This window comes from Synechococcus sp. UW86 (assembly GCF_900474085.1).
Taxonomy (GTDB): Bacteria; Cyanobacteriota; Cyanobacteriia; order PCC-6307; family Cyanobiaceae; genus Parasynechococcus.
This window is the reverse complement of sequence record NZ_UCNU01000005.1, coordinates 1-18,885: the sequence shown is the minus strand read 5'-3', so window position 1 is coordinate 18,885 and position 18,885 is coordinate 1. Positions and strand designations below refer to the sequence as shown.

Annotated in this window: 31 protein-coding genes and 1 pseudogene; 18 read left to right on the top strand and 14 right to left on the bottom strand. The window is 56.9% G+C overall.

The window, feature by feature from the left end:
• Nucleotides 1–11: 11 nt before the first annotated feature.
• The 3 genes from DXY04_RS01150 to DXY04_RS01140 all read right to left on the bottom strand — a co-directional run bounded on the left by DXY04_RS01150 (nucleotide 12) and on the right by DXY04_RS01140 (nucleotide 2,520).
• Nucleotides 12–329 (bottom strand): hypothetical protein, encoded by a 318-nt coding sequence (locus tag DXY04_RS01150; RefSeq protein WP_115160648.1) that lies wholly within the window; start codon nucleotides 327–329, stop codon nucleotides 12–14.
• A 313-nt stretch (nucleotides 330–642) separates the two neighbouring features.
• On the bottom strand, nucleotides 643–1,140 hold the full coding sequence (locus DXY04_RS12340; RefSeq protein WP_115082102.1) for an early protein (E6): 498 nt from the start codon (nucleotides 1,138–1,140) through the stop codon (nucleotides 643–645).
• 3 nt (nucleotides 1,141–1,143) lie between these two features.
• Nucleotides 1,144–2,520 (bottom strand): DUF2130 domain-containing protein, encoded by a 1,377-nt coding sequence (locus DXY04_RS01140; protein WP_115160647.1) that lies wholly within the window; start codon nucleotides 2,518–2,520, stop codon nucleotides 1,144–1,146.
• Nucleotides 2,521–2,607: 87 nt separating this feature from the next.
• Between DXY04_RS01140 and DXY04_RS11960 the strand changes: the two genes are divergently transcribed.
• Complete coding sequence (locus DXY04_RS11960; protein ID WP_170950583.1) at nucleotides 2,608–2,748, top strand: hypothetical protein; 141 nt, start codon at nucleotides 2,608–2,610, stop codon at nucleotides 2,746–2,748.
• A 7-nt stretch (nucleotides 2,749–2,755) separates the two neighbouring features.
• Here the strand turns inward: DXY04_RS11960 and DXY04_RS01135 are convergent, their stop codons facing one another.
• Nucleotides 2,756–3,157, bottom strand: a complete 402-nt coding sequence (locus DXY04_RS01135) for a DUF1499 domain-containing protein (RefSeq protein ID WP_115160646.1) — start codon at nucleotides 3,155–3,157, stop codon at nucleotides 2,756–2,758.
• Nucleotides 3,154–3,309 carry a hypothetical protein gene (locus DXY04_RS11955; protein ID WP_170951291.1) on the bottom strand — a complete coding sequence of 52 codons (156 nt, stop codon included), beginning with the start codon at nucleotides 3,307–3,309 and terminating at the stop codon, nucleotides 3,154–3,156. Before DXY04_RS11955 ends, DXY04_RS01135 begins: the two co-directional genes overlap by 4 nt.
• Before the next feature lie 45 nt (nucleotides 3,310–3,354).
• Here DXY04_RS11955 and DXY04_RS11950 point away from each other — a divergent pair, with 45 nt between their 5' ends.
• On the top strand, nucleotides 3,355–3,531 hold the full coding sequence (locus DXY04_RS11950; protein ID WP_170951298.1) for a hypothetical protein: 177 nt from the start codon (nucleotides 3,355–3,357) through the stop codon (nucleotides 3,529–3,531).
• Between the two features lie 3 nt (nucleotides 3,532–3,534).
• Here the strand turns inward: DXY04_RS11950 and DXY04_RS11945 are convergent, their stop codons facing one another.
• From DXY04_RS11945 to DXY04_RS01120, 4 genes are all read right to left on the bottom strand, one after another.
• Nucleotides 3,535–3,693 (bottom strand): hypothetical protein, encoded by a 159-nt coding sequence (locus DXY04_RS11945; protein WP_170950585.1) that lies wholly within the window; start codon nucleotides 3,691–3,693, stop codon nucleotides 3,535–3,537.
• 704 nt (nucleotides 3,694–4,397) lie between these two features.
• Nucleotides 4,398–4,520, bottom strand: coding sequence for a hypothetical protein (locus DXY04_RS12500; protein WP_255441949.1), 123 nt, complete (start codon nucleotides 4,518–4,520; stop codon nucleotides 4,398–4,400).
• Between the two features lie 56 nt (nucleotides 4,521–4,576).
• Nucleotides 4,577–6,037 carry a glycosyl hydrolase family 57 gene (locus DXY04_RS01125; RefSeq protein ID WP_115160644.1) on the bottom strand — a complete coding sequence of 487 codons (1,461 nt, stop codon included), beginning with the start codon at nucleotides 6,035–6,037 and terminating at the stop codon, nucleotides 4,577–4,579.
• Nucleotides 6,038–6,050: 13 nt separating this feature from the next.
• Nucleotides 6,051–6,392: a hypothetical protein gene (locus DXY04_RS01120; RefSeq protein ID WP_115160643.1), complete on the bottom strand. Its 342-nt coding sequence runs from the start codon at nucleotides 6,390–6,392 to the stop codon at nucleotides 6,051–6,053.
• Between the two features lie 158 nt (nucleotides 6,393–6,550).
• On the opposite strand from DXY04_RS01120, the gene DXY04_RS01115 reads away from it, so the two are divergent.
• Complete coding sequence (locus tag DXY04_RS01115) at nucleotides 6,551–6,820, top strand: phenylpyruvate tautomerase MIF-related protein (RefSeq protein ID WP_256377330.1); 270 nt, start codon at nucleotides 6,551–6,553, stop codon at nucleotides 6,818–6,820.
• Between the two features lie 121 nt (nucleotides 6,821–6,941).
• Entirely contained in the window at nucleotides 6,942–7,106 is a 165-nt protein-coding gene (locus tag DXY04_RS11940) for a hypothetical protein (RefSeq protein WP_170951297.1), read from the top strand.
• A 134-nt stretch (nucleotides 7,107–7,240) separates the two neighbouring features.
• Here DXY04_RS11940 and DXY04_RS11935 read toward each other — a convergent pair whose 3' ends face one another.
• Nucleotides 7,241–7,405, bottom strand: a complete 165-nt coding sequence (locus DXY04_RS11935; RefSeq protein WP_170951296.1) for a hypothetical protein — start codon at nucleotides 7,403–7,405, stop codon at nucleotides 7,241–7,243.
• 305 nt (nucleotides 7,406–7,710) lie between these two features.
• The gene (locus tag DXY04_RS01110; RefSeq protein WP_244278534.1) at nucleotides 7,711–7,866 is read right to left on the bottom strand and encodes a hypothetical protein; all 156 of its coding nucleotides are present in this window, start codon (nucleotides 7,864–7,866) and stop codon (nucleotides 7,711–7,713) included.
• Nucleotides 7,867–7,964: 98 nt separating this feature from the next.
• On the opposite strand from DXY04_RS01110, the gene DXY04_RS01105 reads away from it, so the two are divergent.
• The 5 genes from DXY04_RS01105 (at nucleotide 7,965) to DXY04_RS01085 (ending at nucleotide 10,530) form a co-directional block, all read left to right on the top strand.
• A complete protein-coding gene (locus DXY04_RS01105) occupies nucleotides 7,965–8,291 on the top strand; it encodes a hypothetical protein (RefSeq protein WP_244278533.1) in 327 nt (108 codons plus the stop codon).
• Nucleotides 8,292–8,498: 207 nt separating this feature from the next.
• Nucleotides 8,499–8,684, top strand: a complete 186-nt coding sequence (locus DXY04_RS01100; RefSeq protein ID WP_114988977.1) for a hypothetical protein — start codon at nucleotides 8,499–8,501, stop codon at nucleotides 8,682–8,684.
• A gap of 110 nt (nucleotides 8,685–8,794) precedes the next feature.
• Entirely contained in the window at nucleotides 8,795–9,007 is a 213-nt protein-coding gene (locus tag DXY04_RS01095) for a hypothetical protein (protein ID WP_114989190.1), read from the top strand.
• Nucleotides 9,008–9,063: 56 nt separating this feature from the next.
• Nucleotides 9,064–9,729: an SDR family oxidoreductase gene (locus DXY04_RS01090; protein ID WP_115160641.1), complete on the top strand. Its 666-nt coding sequence runs from the start codon at nucleotides 9,064–9,066 to the stop codon at nucleotides 9,727–9,729.
• 15 nt (nucleotides 9,730–9,744) lie between these two features.
• Nucleotides 9,745–10,530 carry a J domain-containing protein gene (locus DXY04_RS01085; protein ID WP_115160640.1) on the top strand — a complete coding sequence of 262 codons (786 nt, stop codon included), beginning with the start codon at nucleotides 9,745–9,747 and terminating at the stop codon, nucleotides 10,528–10,530.
• 212 nt (nucleotides 10,531–10,742) lie between these two features.
• Here the strand turns inward: DXY04_RS01085 and DXY04_RS01080 are convergent, their stop codons facing one another.
• Together DXY04_RS01080 and DXY04_RS11930 are read right to left on the bottom strand one after the other, a co-directional pair.
• Nucleotides 10,743–10,847 (bottom strand): DUF4278 domain-containing protein, encoded by a 105-nt coding sequence (locus DXY04_RS01080; RefSeq protein ID WP_115160639.1) that lies wholly within the window; start codon nucleotides 10,845–10,847, stop codon nucleotides 10,743–10,745.
• A 107-nt stretch (nucleotides 10,848–10,954) separates the two neighbouring features.
• Nucleotides 10,955–11,320, bottom strand: a complete 366-nt coding sequence (locus DXY04_RS11930) for a hypothetical protein (RefSeq protein WP_170951290.1) — start codon at nucleotides 11,318–11,320, stop codon at nucleotides 10,955–10,957.
• 33 nt (nucleotides 11,321–11,353) lie between these two features.
• On the opposite strand from DXY04_RS11930, the gene DXY04_RS01070 reads away from it, so the two are divergent.
• The 6 genes from DXY04_RS01070 to DXY04_RS01050 all read left to right on the top strand — a co-directional run bounded on the left by DXY04_RS01070 (nucleotide 11,354) and on the right by DXY04_RS01050 (nucleotide 14,787).
• A complete protein-coding gene (locus DXY04_RS01070) occupies nucleotides 11,354–11,545 on the top strand; it encodes a hypothetical protein (protein ID WP_244278532.1) in 192 nt (63 codons plus the stop codon).
• 9 nt (nucleotides 11,546–11,554) lie between these two features.
• Entirely contained in the window at nucleotides 11,555–12,202 is a 648-nt protein-coding gene (locus tag DXY04_RS01065) for a ParA family protein (RefSeq protein ID WP_115160636.1), read from the top strand.
• Between the two features lie 105 nt (nucleotides 12,203–12,307).
• Nucleotides 12,308–12,535 (top strand): hypothetical protein, encoded by a 228-nt coding sequence (locus DXY04_RS01060; protein ID WP_136975349.1) that lies wholly within the window; start codon nucleotides 12,308–12,310, stop codon nucleotides 12,533–12,535.
• A 24-nt stretch (nucleotides 12,536–12,559) separates the two neighbouring features.
• On the top strand, nucleotides 12,560–12,712 hold the full coding sequence (locus DXY04_RS11925) for a hypothetical protein (protein WP_170951295.1): 153 nt from the start codon (nucleotides 12,560–12,562) through the stop codon (nucleotides 12,710–12,712).
• Nucleotides 12,705–12,914 (top strand): hypothetical protein, encoded by a 210-nt coding sequence (locus DXY04_RS01055; RefSeq protein WP_115160634.1) that lies wholly within the window; start codon nucleotides 12,705–12,707, stop codon nucleotides 12,912–12,914. The genes DXY04_RS11925 and DXY04_RS01055 overlap by 8 nt, the downstream gene beginning before the upstream one ends.
• A gap of 238 nt (nucleotides 12,915–13,152) precedes the next feature.
• Nucleotides 13,153–14,787 (top strand): FAD-dependent oxidoreductase, encoded by a 1,635-nt coding sequence (locus DXY04_RS01050; RefSeq protein WP_115160633.1) that lies wholly within the window; start codon nucleotides 13,153–13,155, stop codon nucleotides 14,785–14,787.
• A 2-nt stretch (nucleotides 14,788–14,789) separates the two neighbouring features.
• Here DXY04_RS01050 and DXY04_RS01045 read toward each other — a convergent pair whose 3' ends face one another.
• Entirely contained in the window at nucleotides 14,790–14,972 is a 183-nt protein-coding gene (locus tag DXY04_RS01045) for a hypothetical protein (RefSeq protein ID WP_170950632.1), read from the bottom strand.
• Nucleotides 14,973–15,823: 851 nt separating this feature from the next.
• Here DXY04_RS01045 and DXY04_RS11915 point away from each other — a divergent pair.
• From DXY04_RS11915 to rimK, 3 genes and pseudogenes are all read left to right on the top strand, one after another.
• Entirely contained in the window at nucleotides 15,824–15,997 is a 174-nt protein-coding gene (locus tag DXY04_RS11915; RefSeq protein ID WP_170951293.1) for a hypothetical protein, read from the top strand.
• Between the two features lie 205 nt (nucleotides 15,998–16,202).
• Nucleotides 16,203–16,595 (top strand): annotated as a pseudogene (locus DXY04_RS12610) (ATP-dependent zinc protease); the annotation flags it as partial.
• A gap of 57 nt (nucleotides 16,596–16,652) precedes the next feature.
• Complete coding sequence (rimK, locus tag DXY04_RS01040; protein WP_371634501.1) at nucleotides 16,653–17,603, top strand: 30S ribosomal protein S6--L-glutamate ligase; 951 nt, start codon at nucleotides 16,653–16,655, stop codon at nucleotides 17,601–17,603.
• Nucleotides 17,604–18,885: the final 1,282 nt, after the last annotated feature.

The following is an 18,885-nucleotide window of genomic DNA, read 5'->3' as shown; positions in this document are numbered from 1 at the left end:
GCTGTTCCGCCTCAGGGATCGCTGGGATCAACCAGCTGCAGATAGGCCGTATCGGCGTTCTGCAGCGCTACATCATCGTGATGAGCGTCAACGCTGTAGATAAGGTGAAGCAGGCGGCCGCGATCCATGCCACGGTCGGCCACGTCTTTCCAGAGGCGTGAGCTGAGCTCCGCATCACGCCATTTGAGCTGGGCATCGACCAGTGCCCGCGTCATCGCGATGTAGCTCTGCCGGTCGTTGCGCAGCCGGTCTTCGGAGAAGCTGTGTTGAGTTGCCGGCTTGAGCAGATTGCGAATCGTCTGTGAGGCCGCCTTCAGCACCTTTGGCATCGTCGTTGTCCGACTCAGTTCAGTCTGATTCGGTCGTCTGGGCTGACAACGGAGTGAAATGCCTATGCCTGGATCAGAAATGAGTATTTGAACTCACTCCAGCGGGACGGTAGTGCTGATGACTTTTTGTAAAGTCAAACCCTTTAAGTTCAGACAGCCGCTCTTAAGCCTGTGGAAATACTTGTGATGGCAGCCGTATTTGTGCCCTTTGCTGCCCTCGTGATGAATGCATTTTCCGGTGATTCGGAAGACGATTTCGATTTCCTCTGAATGGAAGCCAAGCTCCTGGCGATGATGGCCTTTGGTGCCGCTGTTATGACCCTTTGGGCTTGGTTGATGGCGAATTTGCCGCGGATGGGGTCTGACCGGAGCAAGCCTGACAACCGCCGTTGATGCGGTAGGGCGCGAGGTGTCCACGCAGGCAAGTTGTGCCGCGGAAAAAGAGTTTTTGTCCCAGTTCTCGTGCGTGAGCATCGGTGAGCGGCAGGGAAAGCCAGCGATCAGGCACTTGACCCTTCAGCTGTGATCTCGCTTCCAGCGCTGCTTGGCGGCGTTGTTTTTCCTCCCGATCGTTTTTGCGATAAACCCCTTCAATTTGAAGTTCGCGGGAACAGGTTTCACAGGCATTCACGGTGGGCTTGCGGCGAGCCGTGTTCAGCGACAACTTGTCGCTGGGAACTTCCCGCTCGGCCCCGCAGCTGCAGCGGCACCACCAAAAAGCGTTTCCTGCTTTGGTTCGCCGTTCGGATGCGCGCACCACGGTGAGTTTGCCGTAAACCTCGCCAATTCGGTTGCGTGGACTGGAGGGCATGGCTCAGGCCGATTTCTGATCAGGAGCGTTGTTCAAGTCAGCAAACTTGGCTGCCATCGTTGGATTGCGTCGGGTCAACTTTTTAACGGTCACATCCTGTGCCTTGTCATTGGCAAGCCTCAGGTTTCGATCAGCACCCATCAGGGCATCCTTGGTTTTTTGGAGGTGATCGATCGACTTATCGATTTCATCGATTGCCGTTTGGAAGCGTCTGGAGGCGAGGTCGTAGTTGCGTGAGAAGGCTGTTTTGAAGGTTTCGAGGTCGTTCTCGAAATTGGTGACATCAATGTTCTGTGCCTTCACCAGAGCCAGTTCAGCTTTGTATTCCAGAGACTTCATGGCTGCATTGCGGAGCAATGTAATGAATGGAATAAAGAATTGTGGGCGAATGATGTAGGTCTTCGGGAAGCGATGAGACACATCAACAATGCCTGAATTGTAAAGCTCATTTTCAGGCTCCAGCAGGGAGACGAGCACCGCATACTCGCAATTTTTTTCGTTTCTGTCTTTATCTAGCTCTTTGAGAAAGTCTTCGTTTTTCTTTTTGGTGGCCGTTGTATCAGCCTCATTTTTCATCTCAAACATGATCGAGATGATTTCGTTGTTGTGGTCGTCCTGGTCGCGGAAGATGTAGTCACCCTTGCTTCCACTGCGCGCGTCGTTGTCTTTTTCGAAATAGGCCTTGGGGAAAGCCGCTGCACGAATCCTGTTGAATTCGGTTTCGCAGTGTTGCTCGAGGGTTTCTCCCACCATTTTGGTGGAAAGCCGCGCCTTCATGTCGCGCAAGCGTTCAATGGCCTGATCCCGATCACTGAGCTGGGCTTCGTAGCGATCTTTCAGTGATTGAGATTCCAGTTGATGCTTCAGTTCCGCTTCCTTCAAGCCGCTTTGAAGTGCATCGCGTTGCTTCTCCACGGAACTGACCGCTTCATTCACGGCCAGCTGGCGCTGCATGGCTCCAGCCTGGAGCTTCGCCTGCAAATCCCTCACTTCACTGTCTTTTTGCAGCGTCATCGCCTGCATTTCTTTGGCGAATTTGGTTTCAGCCAGGCGTAGTTCTGTGGCCTGCTGCTCACGAATTTGCTGGAGCTCAGCGGCAATGCGATCACGCTGCTTCTCCGCTTTGTTCACGGCATCTTTAATCGCCAGTTCCTGATGGATTGCACTTTGCTTGAGTTGGGCCTCAAGCGTTTGCATTTCCCTGTCTTTTTTGGCAACGGCCAACTCGATGGCATTGCGTTTGTCCTGTTCGGCGAGGGCCAGTCGCTTGTTCAGTTGCTGTTCAAATTCACGATCCCTCACCTGTTTGAGGATGTCGGCATACCCGGCCTCATCCACCTTGAAGGCGGTATTGCAGTGAGGGCAAATGATGTCGTGCATGTCTGACGATTTGTGTTGAACGTTCGCGCTACGTGCTGGGATTTTATCCGGCTCTGGCTAATACGAGATCAGCCCACGGTTCATGCCATGCCTGATTGGATCGATCCACGTTCGCTGCTCGACACGGTGATCATCTTGAGCATCGTGGCCTTGGCCGCCATCGGATTCGTGGTTGGCATCAAGGAAATGATCATCGATCTGAGCAAACTGCGTCGCGCCAAGGTTTAAGCGGCCTTCAGCTCTCCAGCCCCGACCGCAGCGCCGCCAATCGTGCGGCGTTCACACCAAGATCCGAGTCGCCGAGACGCGACTCGGACCGTGCCTGGATCCGGTTGTTGTCGCGATCAGCGAACAGCTCCAGGTCATCCACAAAGCCAAAGAAAGCGCTGCTGGCCTCGGCATGCAGGTAGGTATCGGTTTGATCAATCACAACCGTCCGCGGCGACTCCTGCACCAACCCACTCAGCTTGCTGAAGTCCGCCATCGGGTCGGAGCTCGCCCAGGTTTCGCTGGAACAGTGAGCTGTTGTCGGGCAGTCGCGCAACGCCCCGTTGCTCACGCCGAGATCCGCAGGGACGGGGCCAGAAAGATGGAAGAGCATCAACACGGGGGCCAGTAGGCCGGCAAGGAAGGTCACTGGTCTCTGCGGGAACGACCGCCCCAGTTCAGCATCCGAAGCCACATGCCGAACAGGGTTCCAACTGGTAAGGCGATCACCACCAACTGGCTGATCACGAACTGGCGCACCTCAGGATCCACGGTTGCGCTGCTGAGGGGACATGCAGGCAAGACTCGCGTCCCGTTCGCCATCATGGAGCGCATTGCTGGGCAACGATGACGAATCCGGGTTGGATTGTGCTCGCATGGTTGGTGGTGGCGCTGGCGTCTGCCCTCAAGTTTTGGTCGATCACGCGCCCCTATCGCGACAAAACAGCTCTTTCCCGTGGGCAAACCGTTGACGAAGCACGTCAGCGCTTGGAACGACGCTGGCGAAACGACAGCAAAGTGTGATGCTTATTTCTCGGCGATCACCCAGGCCGTTGCAGCTCTCTGACGCACATAGAGATCTGCGAGTTCCCGTGCCAGAGCTTTCAACTGGTCAAGATCGTCGGTTTCGTTGATGGACCGCTTGATCGCTTCAGCTTCGAACTGCTGAGGCAAGCTCAGGTTCATGACTTCCAAGCAGGTCAACCAACTGTAACGAAGCGTTATTTCTTGTGTGGGCTGGCTGCTGCCCGTGAGCGGGCAATCTCCTGCTGCCAAGCCAGAAGCAGATCTTTGCTGATCTCCTGAAGCTGTTTCACGTCAGTCATTGAATTGATATCGCGACTGCGCTGTTCAATGTCGAATTGTTGGCCAAGTGTCAGAGCGATGGGCTCCATGGTGACGTCGGCAGGATCAGCTCAAAGTATTGACTCGATCCTGCGTTGTCGTAACAACAGGTACGTTTTATCCCTGCTGTGTGCTGTTCCGTACTTGGTCTGTATGAAAGAACATTGACCCTTGTTCTTGCCATCGTGATGTGAAGCAAGCGCTGGTCGCTAAATGTTGACATCGAAGGCGATGCCGTTCTGCATTGCTTAGATTTTGTTGGTGATGCAGGTAGAGCTTTGGACGGTTCTGGACAAAATCTCGAGCGCCGTTATCACCTGGAAGTTTGGAGGGAAACGGTGTACTGGATGCAAGCGCGATGTAGCGACCTGCAGGAGCTCGATCGAGAGGGCGATGCCGCTTCGATTTATATGGAATTTCGCCTAAAAGGTATCGGCTGACTCGAAATCAGTTCTGGGATTCAGCGACGGGCAGGGAAACAGCCACCAGCAGGGCAATTCCGATCTCCGTGGCAGCGATCATCAGTTCGGTAACGATTCCCATGCTCAATTGCGGTTCTCGTCGATGGGTGGCATGTCACTGGGACGCATCAGGGCAAACACCACAGCAGCCGTCAACACGATGCCAATGCCCACCATGGCGATGATTGCGGTTGTGTAATCACCCATCAGGTGCGTCCAGCTCTCATCACGTTACACGAATGTAACGCTCTGTAAAGCGTCTCTCAGCTGGTTGGAGCCGTTGCCGTTCTCTGATTCAACAGCTCCTCTCCCCGGCGATGGATCTCCTGGGCATAGTCGGTCCAGGTTCCTTGACCCCAGTAGCGAAAACAACTGGTTTCCAGCAGCAGCACATGCAGCAACGCTTCCTGATAAGCCCGGGTCCCGGTGGTGGTGGGGTCAGCGGCGACTGAGCGGTCGAACAGCGCATGAAACTGAGCGCTGAGTTGATTCATCGGGGCCAGCACATTGGCGTAACCCTCAACCCAGCTCAGGTCGTTGGTCCAGGACGCACCCTCCATGCTGAAGCTGGTGTCGTCAGCCCTCAGTTTGCTGATGGTCTCTTCCATCGCTTCGGCTGAGGCGTTGTTATCAAGCTCTTGCCAAAGGCGGTGTTGTTGTACCGCCTGGATGGTGGGGAAGTGGTGGCGATTCACTCCCTTGCGCTCCAGGGCCTCAAGGTATTCACTGCCGTTGATGGCCACGGTGCCGTTGGGGTTGTCACGGATGTGGCGATTGGCCTGCCGGAACGCCTCTGGGAATTCATTCATCATCACCCCACCGTTTTCTCCGTCGGCGATCTGGCTCACCAGAGATGGCAGCGCAACGTCACCAAGACGTTGCCGTTCGCAACCCAATGCCTCGTAATAAGGCTGCATCTGGCCCACAAGCTTGGTGTCAGACCCCTGGGTTTTAATCAGTGCCGTCATGCTGATCTCCTCGCCTCGACTGTTCCTGGCGAGAAGTTGATTGGGAATGAAGCATTGGCTGCGCGGCAGTGGACTGCCGTCCATGCGTTCAACGCTGTGTTCCTGCACCAGAAGCCACTGATATCCAGCTTCTTTGAGGGCTTTGATGAATTCGAACAGGGTGTCGGGATGGTTGGGTAAAGCCATCTCCGGCGGTGAGAACCCCTTCACTCGCTCCAGGGCAGCGCTGCCAAAACAGGCCGCGAACTGCTGTTGCCAGGCGCTGATTTGCAGTTTCAGGTCTGGGATGGGTGTGGATGGAGCCACGGCATGGCTCCAGAAGGTTCCAAGCCACTCCACGTGTCCCTGCATCAAAGGGTCACAGGCGAGGTAGTGGAGTGCATCGCCAATGTCGCCGCGCCCCATCTGCTCGATTCCCCAGAGCAGATTGCCCGAATAGTCGAGCATGATTCTTGGGTTGGAGCCTTCGTTGATCAGTTCAGGCAGCAGGTCGGCAAGACGCCGATAGCAGTGGGCGAATGGCTCTGCGTTGTGGTTGTCACCCTCGTTGGGGTGATCGAGCATGTACTGAAGATGGGAGATCAAGCTGTTGTTCGCCCCCGCCGGCACCGTTGGTTGGTGCATGTGAAGAGCACAGGCAAATCCGGAACGCAGTTGTTCAAGATCGATCGCGCTGTTGGCCCACACGTGACGCGGGGTCAGCATCACAGCGGCGATGTCTGCTTCTCGTCCGCTGATCGGGGGACAGCCTGTCATTGCACTCCGCTTGTTATGACCAGCCGGCACGCGGTGTTTGGCGCAGCAAGCCTTCCCAATGATCACGCCAGGTGTGCTGATCGCCAATGCCAGCCAACAGTTCAACCTCAGCAGGGGCTTGATCCAGCCGATGCCTCCAGCGGGTGATGTCTTCGGCTTGATCGAGCCAGGTGCTCATCACGTCGTGACGAATTGCCTCCCCATCCCAGTGGTGCTGGTCGGCCATGTTTTGCGACCAGTGCATCAATTCATCCAGGCTCAGTGGCCTGAATCCCATGATTGTGAGACCTGTGATCTGCTCGAGTTCAAAGCGACGCAGAACGTCTCCAAGGCCAAAGAAGTGAAGAAGGATCATTGATCTGATCACTTTTGTGCGAAATTTATGAGCCTTTCTTTCTTCGAATTGTTCAGGTTGATGTTCTTTGTTTGTGGAAATATTTCAATTGGATCAACATCCAGGTCTTGGCGCTCCTGGCCCGAGAGTGCCAAGCTTCTCCCAGCATTCTTGAGCCGATGCCTCTGATCAATGTGCGCACGTCGCTTCAAGCACTGAAAGACGGATCGGCGTTGTTGCAGGAGCTTTCGTCTGAGTTGGCCAACCAGACGGGCAAGCCGGAGGCCTATGTGATGACGCTTCTGGAGACAGGCGTGCCGATGACCTTCGCCGGCAGCCACGAGCCCTGTGCCTATGTCGAGGTGAAATCGATCGGAACCCTAGGTTTCATCCGCAATTTCACTGTTTGCGGCTTTGATGCTCTGCGGAGTGTGAACCGCTACAAATGATCGGTGTTGCTGATTTGGCAGAAGATGACTGTTGGGTAACAACAGCTGCTAACAGCACGTAACAGGCCAATTCGCGTTGTTAATCGGGCTGCTTAGCGTTTGCTCAGCACGAATGATTGCTGTGAGTGAATCCTTCGGAGGTCTGCCCAGCAAAGAGTTGAGTTCTGGTGTGTCGCAGTGGTGGCGCGAACGGGTTCAACACCTGATTGATTGCGGCCGGGCTGAGGATGCCCGCTGCCTTTACCTGGAGTTCGGGGAGGACAGTGCAGGAACGCTGGGTTTCTGAAAAACTGCATAAAAAAGGAGGGTTCCCTAGGCCCTCCCGGAGTCGACGCATTACCCCTCACCGGGGTTCACCAAGTGTTACGTGCTGAACACTCAAGCGCTGTAAGTGTTGATACTTATTCTTGGCCGCAACGATCAACTTAAGGATTGTTCCTGCCGCCGCAGAATTTCATAGGCCTGCCAGAGACCTTCAACGTCAGAGCACACCGCATGTCGATTGCAGACGCGATAGCGGCCCTGGCCGATGGCATCAATGGTTGTGCCCTTTGAGGTGGCACAGATGCGACTGATGCTCTCCATGGGATTTGCTCAGTGGATCAAGGATCTACAGCCGTGAGGGGGCGCCATGCACATCTGATTTGCAGTTCTAAATCTCTTTTGCAGGAGAAAAGATCCATGGCTACCAGCTCAGCGCCATAAAAAAAAACCGGGCCTGGCCCGGTTTTTGTTCAGCTTTTGCTTGCGTTTTGAACGCTCAGGCTTTGGAAGGCTTGGTGGTGAGTGCAGCAGACATGGCGGAGGCCAGGAGCACGCATCCGGCGACGGCGAGGAAACCCATGGATCGGGGGGAGGGAACGACCTGAGCATCATTCACACAGCTGGCGTCAGCTTTTGTTGCTGTTGGCACGGAATTCGGAAGAACCTTGCTTTCGGCCGCCCTCGGCCGTTTTCAGAGGCATCTCCTGACGGTCGAGACACGATGAGCACAGCAATTTCCCCTTGTTGCGCCAGTACGCCGCCATCGAGCGCTCGATGCGCATGGAACACCCTTCACAGCGAAATAACGGCATCGACGGCTCCGCGACGCAGCCCTCCTAACGCAACGGCGCGGTTGAACCGGTGTTCTCTGTGACGATGGGTGCGCTTCGCTTGCCCCAGCCTTGTGATCCAGGCCCTGCGTTTGTTGCTGCTCAACCTGATGGCGTCCGTCGCCTCTGCCTCCACGTCGTTTCAGCCCTTGGATCGGGTGGAGGGTTGGTTGATCGAGCGACGTTTGGATGCAAACCAGGATCCGATCTGCCGTGCGTCTGTGCCAGGACCTGGCACCTGGTTCTCGGCACGGGTTCATCTGGATGCGAACGACGAGATGGTGGTGCCTGCCGGACTGCATCGGCCGGACGAAACGAGGCTGGAGGCTGTGCGTGATGCGCTCCGGCGTTGTCGCGCCAGTGTTCTTTATCTGTAGTGGATAAAGCTTTGTGGCCGGGGCCGCTGCTGATCTGAAATCGAGCTATGAAATGAGGGTCGGCAGTTGCAAAATCGTCGACTCCTCACACCACCCGAGCCTCCGCCAAGCGCGGGGGCTTTTTTTGATTGATCCCGAACAGCACCTTTCGATTTTGTGCTCAGCAAATGTTTTGCGGTTGTGATGTTTTTAACCGCTAGATCTCTGATGTATTGCATCGAGAGGCTTGATACAGGAGGGCAGTGGATCCAGGAGATCTGCTTCAAAACGGAGTTCAAAGCCTTTGTGAATGCCCGCACCAAATCGCGCGCCACGTTGAAGACCTATCGCGTGGTGCATGCCACCTGGAACCAGGTGGTCACCGTTGTGCAGGGATCAGCTGAACCCCATTGATCTGGCTTGCTTCGGCGTTTCCCGAGCCGTTGCGATCCCGAAGACTTCAAGGCTCTTTCTTGGATGTGAAATGTCCTGAGCCATAACCGGTGGCCCAGGGGCCTGTGGGCATGATCCTCACGCGGTATCTCAGCAGTGAAGGTTGGGTGGAGGAGTGTTCCCATGCCAACGCTTTTGATGCCTACATCGACGCACGGCGACGCTGCGTGCTCCGAGGCTGCCCTTATCTGCTGGTGGATGCAGAGACCGGCAGCACGGTCTCCGTGCTCACGGTGAAACAGTGTTTGCACCAGTACGGCGTCGAAGGGGATTTTCCGGCGTGATCGCGTCAGGGGATCGACGCAAGAGCCGGCAGGATGGCGGTTGCTGAAACCTCCCGATGGCGACGTTTCTGGTCACCGGCGCAAACCGTGGGATCGGCTTGGAATACTGCAGGCAGCTCAAGGCCCGTGGCGATGACGTGGTGGCCGTTTGCCGTCAAACCAGTGATGAACTGGAGTGCCTAGGGGTGCGGGTGGAAGCCGGCCTTGAGTTGAGCGACAGCCAAGCCATTGATGACCTGGTGCAGCGACTGGATGGTTTGCACCTCGATGGCGTCATCCTCAATGCCGGGATTTTGCAGTCGATGGGCCTGATGGATTTGGATCCCTCCGGGATTCGCCGCCAGTTTGAGGTGAACGCCCTTGCTCCTTTGCTGCTGGCCAGGGCGTTGGTGGATCAGATGCCCAACGGAGCCAAGTTGGTGCTGATGACCAGCCGCATGGGGTCCATCGACGACAACAGTTCGGGAGGCTCCTATGGCTATCGGATGTCGAAGGTGGCGCTCAACATGGCCGGAAAGTCGTTGGCGATTGATCTGGAACCGCGGGGCATCGCCGTGGCGATCTTGCATCCCGGATTGGTGCGAACTCGCATGATTCGCTTCAATCCCAGCGGGATCCCCCCCGAGCAGTCGGTGAAGGGGCTGTTGGCCCGGATCGATGGCTTGACCATGGCCACCAGCGGCAGCTTCTGGCATGCCAATGGTGAGTTGTTGCCATGGTGAGGCGGGAGACACGCTTTGGGCTTTGATCCGCGTCAGTGGTCAGGCGGACGCCCTGAACAACGGGTCACCAGCAATGTTGAGGCGTTGCTGGCGGAGAACGACGCCTTGCGTCGCGAGGTGTTGCGGCTCAACCGTGAGTTGGAGCGACTGCAACGTCAGCAACGCCAACGCATTCGTACGGAGCCCAGATCCCATCGCCCCTGGACTGAGCCATCGGCACAAGCTCCACCGCGCATCAGCAGCCAACAGGTGCGGGCTTGGGGACAGGCCCTCGCTCGGCAGCCGGGATGGACGGCACTGCGTCAGCGCGGATTGGAGCTGTTGATTGAGCAGCTCAACCGCAGTGGTTTTCCTGCCCACTTAACCCTGGAACAGCGGTTGGATCGGTTGGTTCGGGGGCTGGGAACCGATCTCATGGCGGCGGTGGGAGCCAAGCCGAACAAGCAAACAACGGCCGTTCTGGCGGCGTTTGCCTTGTTTGGGGTTCGCGCCAGTGAATGGCTGGATGAGGATCCACAGCGTGTGGTGGAGCAGTTGCGTCAGCGTCAGGACCAATCAGGTTCCAGGCGGCAGGGTCGCCGCACCCGAACGGACCAACGTCAAACGGATCGTCAGGACGATGGCCACGCCCGTGATCCACGCCGTGCCGCTTTAAGGGTGTTGGGCTTGGAGGCCAACGCGTCCCTCGCGGAGATCAAGCAGGCGCATCGAAGACTGGTGAAGCAGCACCATCCCGATCTCGGTGGTTCTGCTGAGGCGTTTCGACGCGTCAATGAGGCGTATCAGTCGTTGGTTCAGTAACGCTCTTGTCCGATGATCTGGGGCAGTAACAGGTGGTGTTGATGCCGGTGGAAGTTGGTGTGGTGCTGATTGGTGCTGGCTTTGCTGTGGGTGTGTCCCTCGCCGTCGCCGTTTGGTTTGAACGTTGGAAGGCAAAACAGCCCGATCCTGAAGGCAAATGAGCCATAAAAAAGCCCCGCCGAGGCGGGGCTTGTAAGAGGTCGTCGTGCTTGTCAGCGGGCGACTTTCTGACCGCGATAAACAAGAACCGGACGCTGAGCGTTAGAAGCAGCAGCGTTGTTCTGGTTGTACTTCTGGCCGCGATAGGTCAGGGTCATGATGGGTTCCTCGAAGCAAGCTCAGGTCCCCGTTCCATGGCCTGAGTCGAACTGCGCCTCGCCGAAGACGAGGTGAACGTGATTGCGTAGCAGTTGCTACAGATCTTTTATAGGGGTGGAGTCAATTCACGTGTCGTTCGTGCTGTTACAGAACAGGAGATCTGTTCAGCTCCGATGGGTTGATTCAGGCCCTTTAAGTGCTTCAAGCGCGTTTGGGTGGTGTGTGCACCGGGCGTGGCTTGAGTTGAGGTGCTTTCTGGGTCATCACGGCTGAAGGTGAATTGAATCGATTCTGTCGCCGCTTGAATGGTCGGAATGATGGATCGGCTACCGATCATGAGGTTCAGGCCCTTATCGCTCTGGCTTGGACTCAAAGCTTCCATAAATTCGTTGTTCTGCTGAACAGTTCGGCTGCGATTGAGTGATCCTTGATGCTTACTCAGTGTGAAGCTCATGGCGCCGAAGGACGCCATCCGTACGGTGTGGGCAGGTCAGTTTTCGCGGTCATGAACAGCTCTCAGAGCAAGGATGATTGGGTGAAGGCACAGCAGCACAAGTTCCATAAACCGATTGATGTGGACACCTTGATGTGGGTGCGCAATCGCCTGATGCATTTGGAAGTGGAGGCCCGTTGGGCCGACCGCATCTGTGTGTTTGAAGAGTTCTTCCCCAACGACGCGATCATTCCGCGCATCTGAACCTCAGCCATGTTTTTGACTGTCTTTGGCCAGAAGGGTGGTGTGGCAAAAACCTGCACCAGCATTCATTTGGCTTGTGTCTGGGCCCAGCAGGCCCTGTCGGTGTGTGTTGTTGATGCGGATCGCAACCGCTCGGCAACCGCCTACGCAGCCCGGGGGATGCTTCCATTTGAGGTTGTGCCTGTGGAGGCTGCAGCAAAGGCCACCCGCCATGCCCAAGTGATCATCACCGACGGGCAGGCCAGCAGCCACGAAGATGAACTCAAGAATCTTTCGGCCGGAGCAGATCTTGTTTTGCTGCCCACTACGCCGCAGGCGAGATCGGTTGAGCTCACTGTTGAACTCTCCTCAATCCTCAGGCAGATGGACACCATGCATGCCGCATTGTTGGTGAAGGTGGACAGCCGAAAACAACGGCTTGCGCAGGAAGCACGCCAAATTTTGGAGGGTTTTGATGTGGATGTGATGCAGGCGGAAATCCCCTTGTTGGCGGCGTTTGAAAAAGCAGAAGTGGAGGGTGTTTGTGTGTTGAATGCCGTCGATGACCGTGGCCGTGCCGATCCGAGGCGCATGGGGGGATGGGCGGCCTATTGCCAGGCTGCTGTTCAGATTCGTGATCGCTTGTCGGCAGCAACTCCTGACGCCATTAGTGCTTGATCAAGAAACAGCTCACTTTTGGCGTCGGTCGCCAATCAGACAGATCTTCTGAGCTTCAGCCGCAATGCTTACTTCAGCTGATTGAAGGTTGATGGGTCGAAGTTCTTGGTTGAAGAATCCCACCCGTTGCTCAGCAGCATCCACCTGGCAGCCCCAGGCGCAATCCGCTTCCTCTGGACAGGCGACGGTTACGGCAACCGCTGCGGCGGTTCTGCTCAAGACGCCGAGCATCTCCACCACAGCCGCATGATCGAAGCCGTGGTGATGCTTGCAATTGGTTTGTCGATGGCAGGAGTGGTTCTTGGCAATCTGAACAACGACGAGTCCGTTTAACTTCAAAAGCCTTTGCTGCTTTTGATGACGACCTTGTTTGCCTTCATGCTCGGGCAGCTTGAGATCAGCAATCTCACAGCGGCCTTCCTCGCACTGGTGGCGGTGGTTTTTGTGGGCAGCTTCGCAGTGGTGTCGTTGCAGACCGGTGAGCTGATCAAGCCCCCAAAGAATGAGTGACACGTTTGAGCTAAAGGACCGGCAGATCGTTCTGCAGGCATCCAGCGATCGTGTCGTCGCTGAACGGGTGATGCGCCACATTCAACGGCGGATTGATGAAGATGACTGGCGGCCTTACACCTGCAAAGCCGATGCCGTTCAAGCTTGGTTTCGTCTCGGCGGGATTCGAGCTCAAGTGCTTGAGGCTTTGAATCTGGTCTGATCGCGCCCTGAATCTCAGAACGATCCCAGCAACTGGGTCATCGCTGCTGCGGCACCGATGCCACCAAAGAACAGCACCAATGGCAGAAAAACAGGCCAGCGGACGGCTGAATCTGAAGCCATAAAACGGTTTCGTGTCCGATCGACGCTATTCATTCCCTCTTCTCTATGGCGATGGCGACCTTTTTTGTGCCATGGCTGCATGATGTGAGGCCTCTCCCAGCGTCTCTGTTTGGTCGATGCCTGAGCTTTCCAAGGCCGCTAACGGTGATGCCTCCCATGTGGTGGTGATCGGTGCTGGCTGGGCTGGCTGGGGTGCAGCCAAAGCCCTCTGTGAAGCCGGTGTTCGCGTCACCCTGGTTGACGGGATGCCGGATCCCACGGGGAGGACACAGATGCGCACCGCCAGCGGCAAACCCTTCGAATCGGGCACCCGGGGCTTTTGGAGGGATTACCCCAACATCAATGCGCTGACCGATGAGCTTGGGCTCACTGATGTGTTCACTCAATTCACCACCAGCGCCTTCTGGTCTCCCGCAGGTCTGGAGGCCACGGCCCCGGTGTTCGGTGACGGGTTGCAGTTGCCCAGCCCCCTGGGGCAGGCCATGGCAACGATCAAGAACTTCAAGCGCCTGCCTGTTGCCGATCGCCTGAGCATTGCCGGCCTTTTGGTGGCGATGCTTGATCTGAACCGCAACGAGGAGACCTTCCGGCGCTACGACGCCATCGATGCGTTGACCCTGTTCCGCCAACTGGGAATCACGGAGCGGATGATCGACGAATTCTTGCGTCCGATTCTTTTGGTGGGTCTGTTCAAGCCACCGGAGGAATTGTCGGCAGCCGTCACCATGGAGCTGCTCTATTACTACGCCCTGGCGCATCAGGATTCCTTTGATGTGCGCTGGATTCGCACTGGCAGCATCGCCGAGCAGCTGATCGCTCCCCTGGCGGAACGCTTGCTCGCTTCTGGTCTGCTCACTGTTCTGGGAGGCACGTTGGCCACGCGCCTGAATCTTGATCAGCCAGGCGAAGCGATTCGCTCGGTGGAGGTCTGCTGCAAAGCAACAGGCCGCTCCAGCGTTGTTGATGACGTTGATGCGGTTGTGCTGGCGGTGGGTGCCAAGGGCATGCATGCCCTGATGGCGGAGTCGCCGCGTTGCAGTGATGTGCTGCCGGAGCTGGCGGCTGCTGGCGGTTTGGGGGCGATTGATGTGGTGTCGGTGCGGTTGTGGCTGGATCGCACCATTGCGGTCGCCGATCCCGCCAATGTCTTCTCGCGCTTCGACGCTTTACAGGGTGCGGGCGCCACATTTTTCATGCTCGACCAGCTGCAGGACGCGGATCTTGATGCGCTCTGGGGCGGCAGCGAGCCCCAGGGATCCGTGGTGGCCAGCGACTTCTACAACGCCACGGCAATCGCAGCCTTGAGTGATCAGGAGATCGTCGACACCCTGCTGAGGGAGCTGTTGCCCCAGGCGGTGCCGGCCTTCCGGCTTGCCCAGGTGCTGGAGTTTGAGGTGCGGCGTTACCCGAGCTCGGTGTCGTTGTTCTCCCCCGGCAGTTTCAGCCAGCGGCCACCGCTGCAGACGGCACTTCCGACTGTTGTCTGCGCTGGCGACTGGGTGCGGATGGGCGAACGCGAGCACGGTGCCAAGGGCCTGTGCCAGGAACGGGCCTACGTCTGCGGTCTTGAGGCGGCCAACGCCTTGATGCGCAGTGGGGTGGTGAGAGGGGCGAATGCTGAGACCCGCCCAGAACATCCGGTGCGGCCGATCCGTCCGGAAGAACCTCAGGTGCTGTTGGGCCGGGCCCTCAACAAGCTCGTGATGGATCCCCTGGAGGCGTTCGGGATCCGTTGGCCTTGGCTGTCCTGAGCTCAGAAATTCAGTTGACCTGAAAGCCAGAGTTCCTGCCAAGACCCTGCGGCTGAGGCATTCAGCGCCATCAGGATGGTCACGCTGATGCCACCCAGGGTGAGACCCACCCCCATCATGATCAGGGCGGTCAGTCCTTCCGCTTCGGTGAGCGGTTGCTTTTCGAGAAAGCGACGCTTTGCCATGGCTGCTGATCCGATGCACCCGTTCTGCATCGGCCCAAGGCAACTTGGCAACAGGCCGTATCACTCATTCACGCAGAGCTGCGGGGGGATGACTCAGCGTTGCTTAGGTTGCTGGCCTGCGCTTGACGCCGCCCCGATGGGTTTCATCATGCAGCCATGACTGGTTTGATCTGTGGCATGACCGCCCTGTGGCTCCACGCCTGGTGGTGTTGCAGAACAACCAATTCGCCTGCGGTCAAACGCAGCTGGCCCTACCCGCGCTCGTGGAAAAACAGCGCCGATCTGTATGAAAGGCCCTGTCGCCGTCACCGTCATCTCAGGGCGCGCACGCAGCCGCCGCAGCATCGCCGGCAGAACGCCTGTCTTGGTAGCGCAAGTTACTGAAAACGCTTAAGTTGGCGCGTCTGGATTTTTCTGTTGAACGGCAGCCAATCGGTCGGGGCCAGAAGTGAGAAGCGCCGTCAGCAGCTGATGGGAGTGTCGTTTGTGGCTGCAGCGGTTGGCGTTCTGGCGTTGTTGACGATCCGTCTTGGCACCTGTTGCTCCTGGTTCGGTTCGCACTGACCTTTTCGGTTTGGCAGCTGGAGCTCATTGGTGTTCATTGCCTCGGCAAGGCCGCGCCAGCCACCAGATGTGGTGTCCTCAGCTCTTGATTGTGGGTGCAGGGCCGGTATGTTTCATTTATCCCCATCACCTGGCTTCAGCCCATGCGGCTGAGGCTTTTTTATTGTCTCTTTGAAGGACGTTGTATCAAGGCAAACTAACTTCCGATTGTCTTAAGTGACATCACTTGGTGGCAACGGCCACATCGATATCACGTTCCTTAAGTTGAAAAGCCACGTGTTCTCTTGATGTCTCCTGCTGAATTGTCGAGCATCAAATGGGAGAAAGATGGGGAAATGTCTGCGCAAGACACCTGGACTCTGGTGAAAAAGCTCACCAAGGTGGAAGAGCAAGACAAGGCATCCAACCTGTTGCATTTGTCGTCGAAACATAGTCACTCCAAGCCCTCCAATCGCCGCTGAATTCGACCCCTTCCTTTTGCAGGCGGTCTGGTTGTTGATGGAAACGTAGGTGAGGTTGTTCGTTCTGGCTCCCTCCTTTGAGGGAGGGCGCAGCCTTGAACACTCCCTCATCTGAGGGATGGACCGATGGTGCTGGTGGGTTGACTTGAGGTGTCTTCAGCTGATCTAGGATTTCGCGCTCTCTCGATAAGGACCCACAGCGGCCTTGACCAACAAACTCATCGTCGGCAGTGAGGAGTGGTGCTCCCTGCCAGGGCTTGGATTGCCGGCGATTAAGGCACGCGTCGATTCCGGCGCGGCGACGTCTTCGTTGCATGCCTTCAACATCGTCCCCTTCCAGAGGGATGGTGAGCTGTGGATCAGTTTTGAGGTGCATCCGCTCCAGAACGACCGCAGTGTGGTGGTGCGCCATGAGGCGCCGGTGCTGGAGCAACGCAGCGTGCGCAACACCAGCGGCATCTCGGAAAACCGCTATGTGATTCGGGAAGAGTTGGTACTCGGCGAGCAGCGTTGGCCGATTGAACTCACCCTCACCAACCGGGATGCGATGGGTTACCGGATGCTGCTTGGGCGTGAGGCGATGGTGGGTCGCGTGCTTGTGGATCCTGAGGGGAGCCATCAGCTGGGTGATGTTGAACCGGCCCAGCTGGAAGCGATGTATGCGGCCTTGCGCACCGAACGCACGGGGCTCCGCATTGCACTGTTGGCTTCTGATCCAGAGCTCTACAGCAACCGCCGATTGCTTGAGGCGGGTGAGGAGCGCGGTCACCGGATGGAATTTCTCAACGTCAAGCAGTGCTACATGCGGCTCGATCCGCAAAACCCCGAGATGCATTACCGGGGCGGCAATGTGCTCGAGCGAATCGATGCGGTGATTCCTCGCATCCGTCCGAGCGTCACCTTCTACGGATGCGCGATCACGCGTCAGTTTGAGTCGATGGGTATTCGTGTTCTCAATGCCGCTGAGCCGATCAAACGATCCCGCGACAAGCTTCTGGCGTCACAGCTGTTTGTGCGTCATGGGCTGAGCATGCCGGTCACCGGTTTTGCCAGTTCTCCGCTCGACACCAAAGATCTGATCAAGATGGTGGGCGGTGCACCGTTGATCCTCAAGCTTCTGGAGGGGGCTCAGGGACGTGGCGTGGTTTTGGCCGAAACCCAGAAGGCTGCAGAGAGTGTGATCAATGCCATGAAGAGCCTGAACGCCAACCTGCTGGTTCAGGAATTCATCAAGGAAGCTGGCGGCAAGGACCTGCGTTGTTTCGTGATTGGTAACAAGGTGGTGTCGGCCATTGAGCGAACGGCTGCTGTGGGCGACTTCCGCTCCAACATTCACCAGGGCGGTTCCGCTCAGGCGGTGCGCATCCGGCCTGAAGAGCGCAAGCTGGCTGTTGCAGCAACGCGTGCTCTCGGCCTTGATGTGGCCGGGGTGGACATCATCCGCTCAGAGCGGGGGCCCTTGCTGTTGGAGGTGAATTCCAGCCCTGGCCTCGAGGGGATTGAAACGGCGACGGGTAAGGATCTTGCCGGCCAAATGATTCAGGAGGTGGAGCGAAAACTGGGTTGGGTTCGCTCCTGTTCGACCCCCGCTCTGGTTGCTGTTTGATCGGGTTCTTGGGTAGAAGCTTTGGTTATCTGCCCAATCCAATTGTCACTTTTTCCTCTTGGTTGTTTCGATGCTGGCTCTGCTGGTGTTGGTGATTTGGCTTGCTTCAATCTCCTGGCGATTGTCGAGGCGACGTTGAGATCAATGCTCGGCAGGGGCATTCGTGCCTTTAAACAGTGTTATTTGGGTGCTGCTTGACCTGGTGCTGTTCTGCGCTGGAGTAGGTGGTTTGAGCCTGGCCTGATCCATTCCTCTGCAGAATCACTGCATTGATGGGGAGTTTGGTGGGATTCACGGGAGCACCTTTCTTGATGCGTGCAGCCGACGTAAGCCAAGGTTTGCCGCCATTCCAGTGCGTCACGGAAAGACGGGAACCTCAGCGTTGAACCACAGGCAAAAAGAAACCCCCCGCCAAGAGCAGGGGGAGAAGAGCGCAAATGGCTTGTGCGTTCAGCTGTCGTTTTTGTAGAGCTTGCAAGCCTCGCTATCAGCCAAGGCCGGATCGGTAGAGCACAGATGCCTCATTAAGCCGTCTTGGTCATGGGGAGACAGGGTTCCGTCTGCGCCCCACTTCATGCAGGTATTCAGGGTGCAATCGACAGGCTTTTTGAAAGCTTCGTACATGTGACCCTCCTTGTTGGGTCAACTGACCTTGGGATCCTTTTTCTGTCGCGGGATCAAAAACACACAAATCTTGTCAGGATCTCAACACAAGCCTTGGGTCAGGTCTGGCCGTCCGAACACAACTTGCGCATCGCATTGGTCCCAGCACAAGGCACGTCGGTTCCACAATCGACTTTTTTGCCCCAGAAGGCAATGCGCACGACAGCTGATTGCCGGGGGCTCCACGGCTGCCGAAAGTAGGTGCATCGAGATCGGAGGAGCCCATGACGGCCGATACTCCACCTGAGCAAATTGCAGAAGCAGCCTGACTTTTCTGGCCCCTGCTCCAACTTTTCAACCCAAACGTGAGCGCCTCGTCTGTGACGACACTGATGTGCGTCTGATCAGTCGACACTCCTCTGCACCGTCCGTCTAGGTGCCCCGTAGGAGTCCCGCTTCACACCTGGTCCAAATGGCCCCAGGGTTGCCACAAGCCAGACGCTTCGACCTTCCTCTTTCAGTCCCATTGCCAAGGAGATCCCCAAAGGCAACACGTACTGACTAGGTCGACTGCAATGCATAAACGAGCGAGTTAGGCCGTCTCTTCCAGCTGGGAGGGGCGGCCTCCTCCCTTGTGGAAGTGCAGGTGAGCAGTTCCCTAGGACGCTTTGCTGTTTTT

Coding starts and splice junctions, on each gene's coding strand:
- DXY04_RS01110 (WP_244278534.1), bottom strand. CDS start 7,866: ATGCGCATCGAGCGCTCGATGGCGGCGTACTGGCGCAACAAGGGGAAA.
- DXY04_RS11950 (WP_170951298.1), top strand. CDS start 3,355: ATGACGAATCCGGGTTGGATTGTGCTCGCATGGTTGGTGGTGGCGCTG.
- DXY04_RS01150 (WP_115160648.1), bottom strand. CDS start 329: ATGCCAAAGGTGCTGAAGGCGGCCTCACAGACGATTCGCAATCTGCTC.
- DXY04_RS01095 (WP_114989190.1), top strand. CDS start 8,795: ATGATCCTCACGCGGTATCTCAGCAGTGAAGGTTGGGTGGAGGAGTGT.
- DXY04_RS01120 (WP_115160643.1), bottom strand. CDS start 6,392: ATGATCCTTCTTCACTTCTTTGGCCTTGGAGACGTTCTGCGTCGCTTT.
- DXY04_RS01070 (WP_244278532.1), top strand. CDS start 11,354: ATGAACAGCTCTCAGAGCAAGGATGATTGGGTGAAGGCACAGCAGCAC.
- DXY04_RS12340 (WP_115082102.1), bottom strand. CDS start 1,140: ATGCCCTCCAGTCCACGCAACCGAATTGGCGAGGTTTACGGCAAACTC.
- DXY04_RS01055 (WP_115160634.1), top strand. CDS start 12,705: ATGAGTGACACGTTTGAGCTAAAGGACCGGCAGATCGTTCTGCAGGCA.
- rimK (WP_371634501.1), top strand. CDS start 16,653: ATGTATGCGGCCTTGCGCACCGAACGCACGGGGCTCCGCATTGCACTG.
- DXY04_RS01045 (WP_170950632.1), bottom strand. CDS start 14,972: ATGGCAAAGCGTCGCTTTCTCGAAAAGCAACCGCTCACCGAAGCGGAA.
- DXY04_RS01115 (WP_256377330.1), top strand. CDS start 6,551: ATGCCTCTGATCAATGTGCGCACGTCGCTTCAAGCACTGAAAGACGGA.
- DXY04_RS11945 (WP_170950585.1), bottom strand. CDS start 3,693: ATGAACCTGAGCTTGCCTCAGCAGTTCGAAGCTGAAGCGATCAAGCGG.
- DXY04_RS12500 (WP_255441949.1), bottom strand. CDS start 4,520: ATGGGTGATTACACAACCGCAATCATCGCCATGGTGGGCATTGGCATC.
- DXY04_RS11915 (WP_170951293.1), top strand. CDS start 15,824: ATGTCTCCTGCTGAATTGTCGAGCATCAAATGGGAGAAAGATGGGGAA.
- DXY04_RS01090 (WP_115160641.1), top strand. CDS start 9,064: ATGGCGACGTTTCTGGTCACCGGCGCAAACCGTGGGATCGGCTTGGAA.
- DXY04_RS01140 (WP_115160647.1), bottom strand. CDS start 2,520: ATGCACGACATCATTTGCCCTCACTGCAATACCGCCTTCAAGGTGGAT.
- DXY04_RS01100 (WP_114988977.1), top strand. CDS start 8,499: ATGTATTGCATCGAGAGGCTTGATACAGGAGGGCAGTGGATCCAGGAG.
- DXY04_RS01080 (WP_115160639.1), bottom strand. CDS start 10,847: ATGACCCTGACCTATCGCGGCCAGAAGTACAACCAGAACAACGCTGCT.
- DXY04_RS01065 (WP_115160636.1), top strand. CDS start 11,555: ATGTTTTTGACTGTCTTTGGCCAGAAGGGTGGTGTGGCAAAAACCTGC.
- DXY04_RS11935 (WP_170951296.1), bottom strand. CDS start 7,405: ATGGAGAGCATCAGTCGCATCTGTGCCACCTCAAAGGGCACAACCATT.
- DXY04_RS11930 (WP_170951290.1), bottom strand. CDS start 11,320: ATGGCGTCCTTCGGCGCCATGAGCTTCACACTGAGTAAGCATCAAGGA.
- DXY04_RS01050 (WP_115160633.1), top strand. CDS start 13,153: ATGCCTGAGCTTTCCAAGGCCGCTAACGGTGATGCCTCCCATGTGGTG.
- DXY04_RS11925 (WP_170951295.1), top strand. CDS start 12,560: ATGACGACCTTGTTTGCCTTCATGCTCGGGCAGCTTGAGATCAGCAAT.
- DXY04_RS01125 (WP_115160644.1), bottom strand. CDS start 6,037: ATGACAGGCTGTCCCCCGATCAGCGGACGAGAAGCAGACATCGCCGCT.
- DXY04_RS11960 (WP_170950583.1), top strand. CDS start 2,608: ATGCCTGATTGGATCGATCCACGTTCGCTGCTCGACACGGTGATCATC.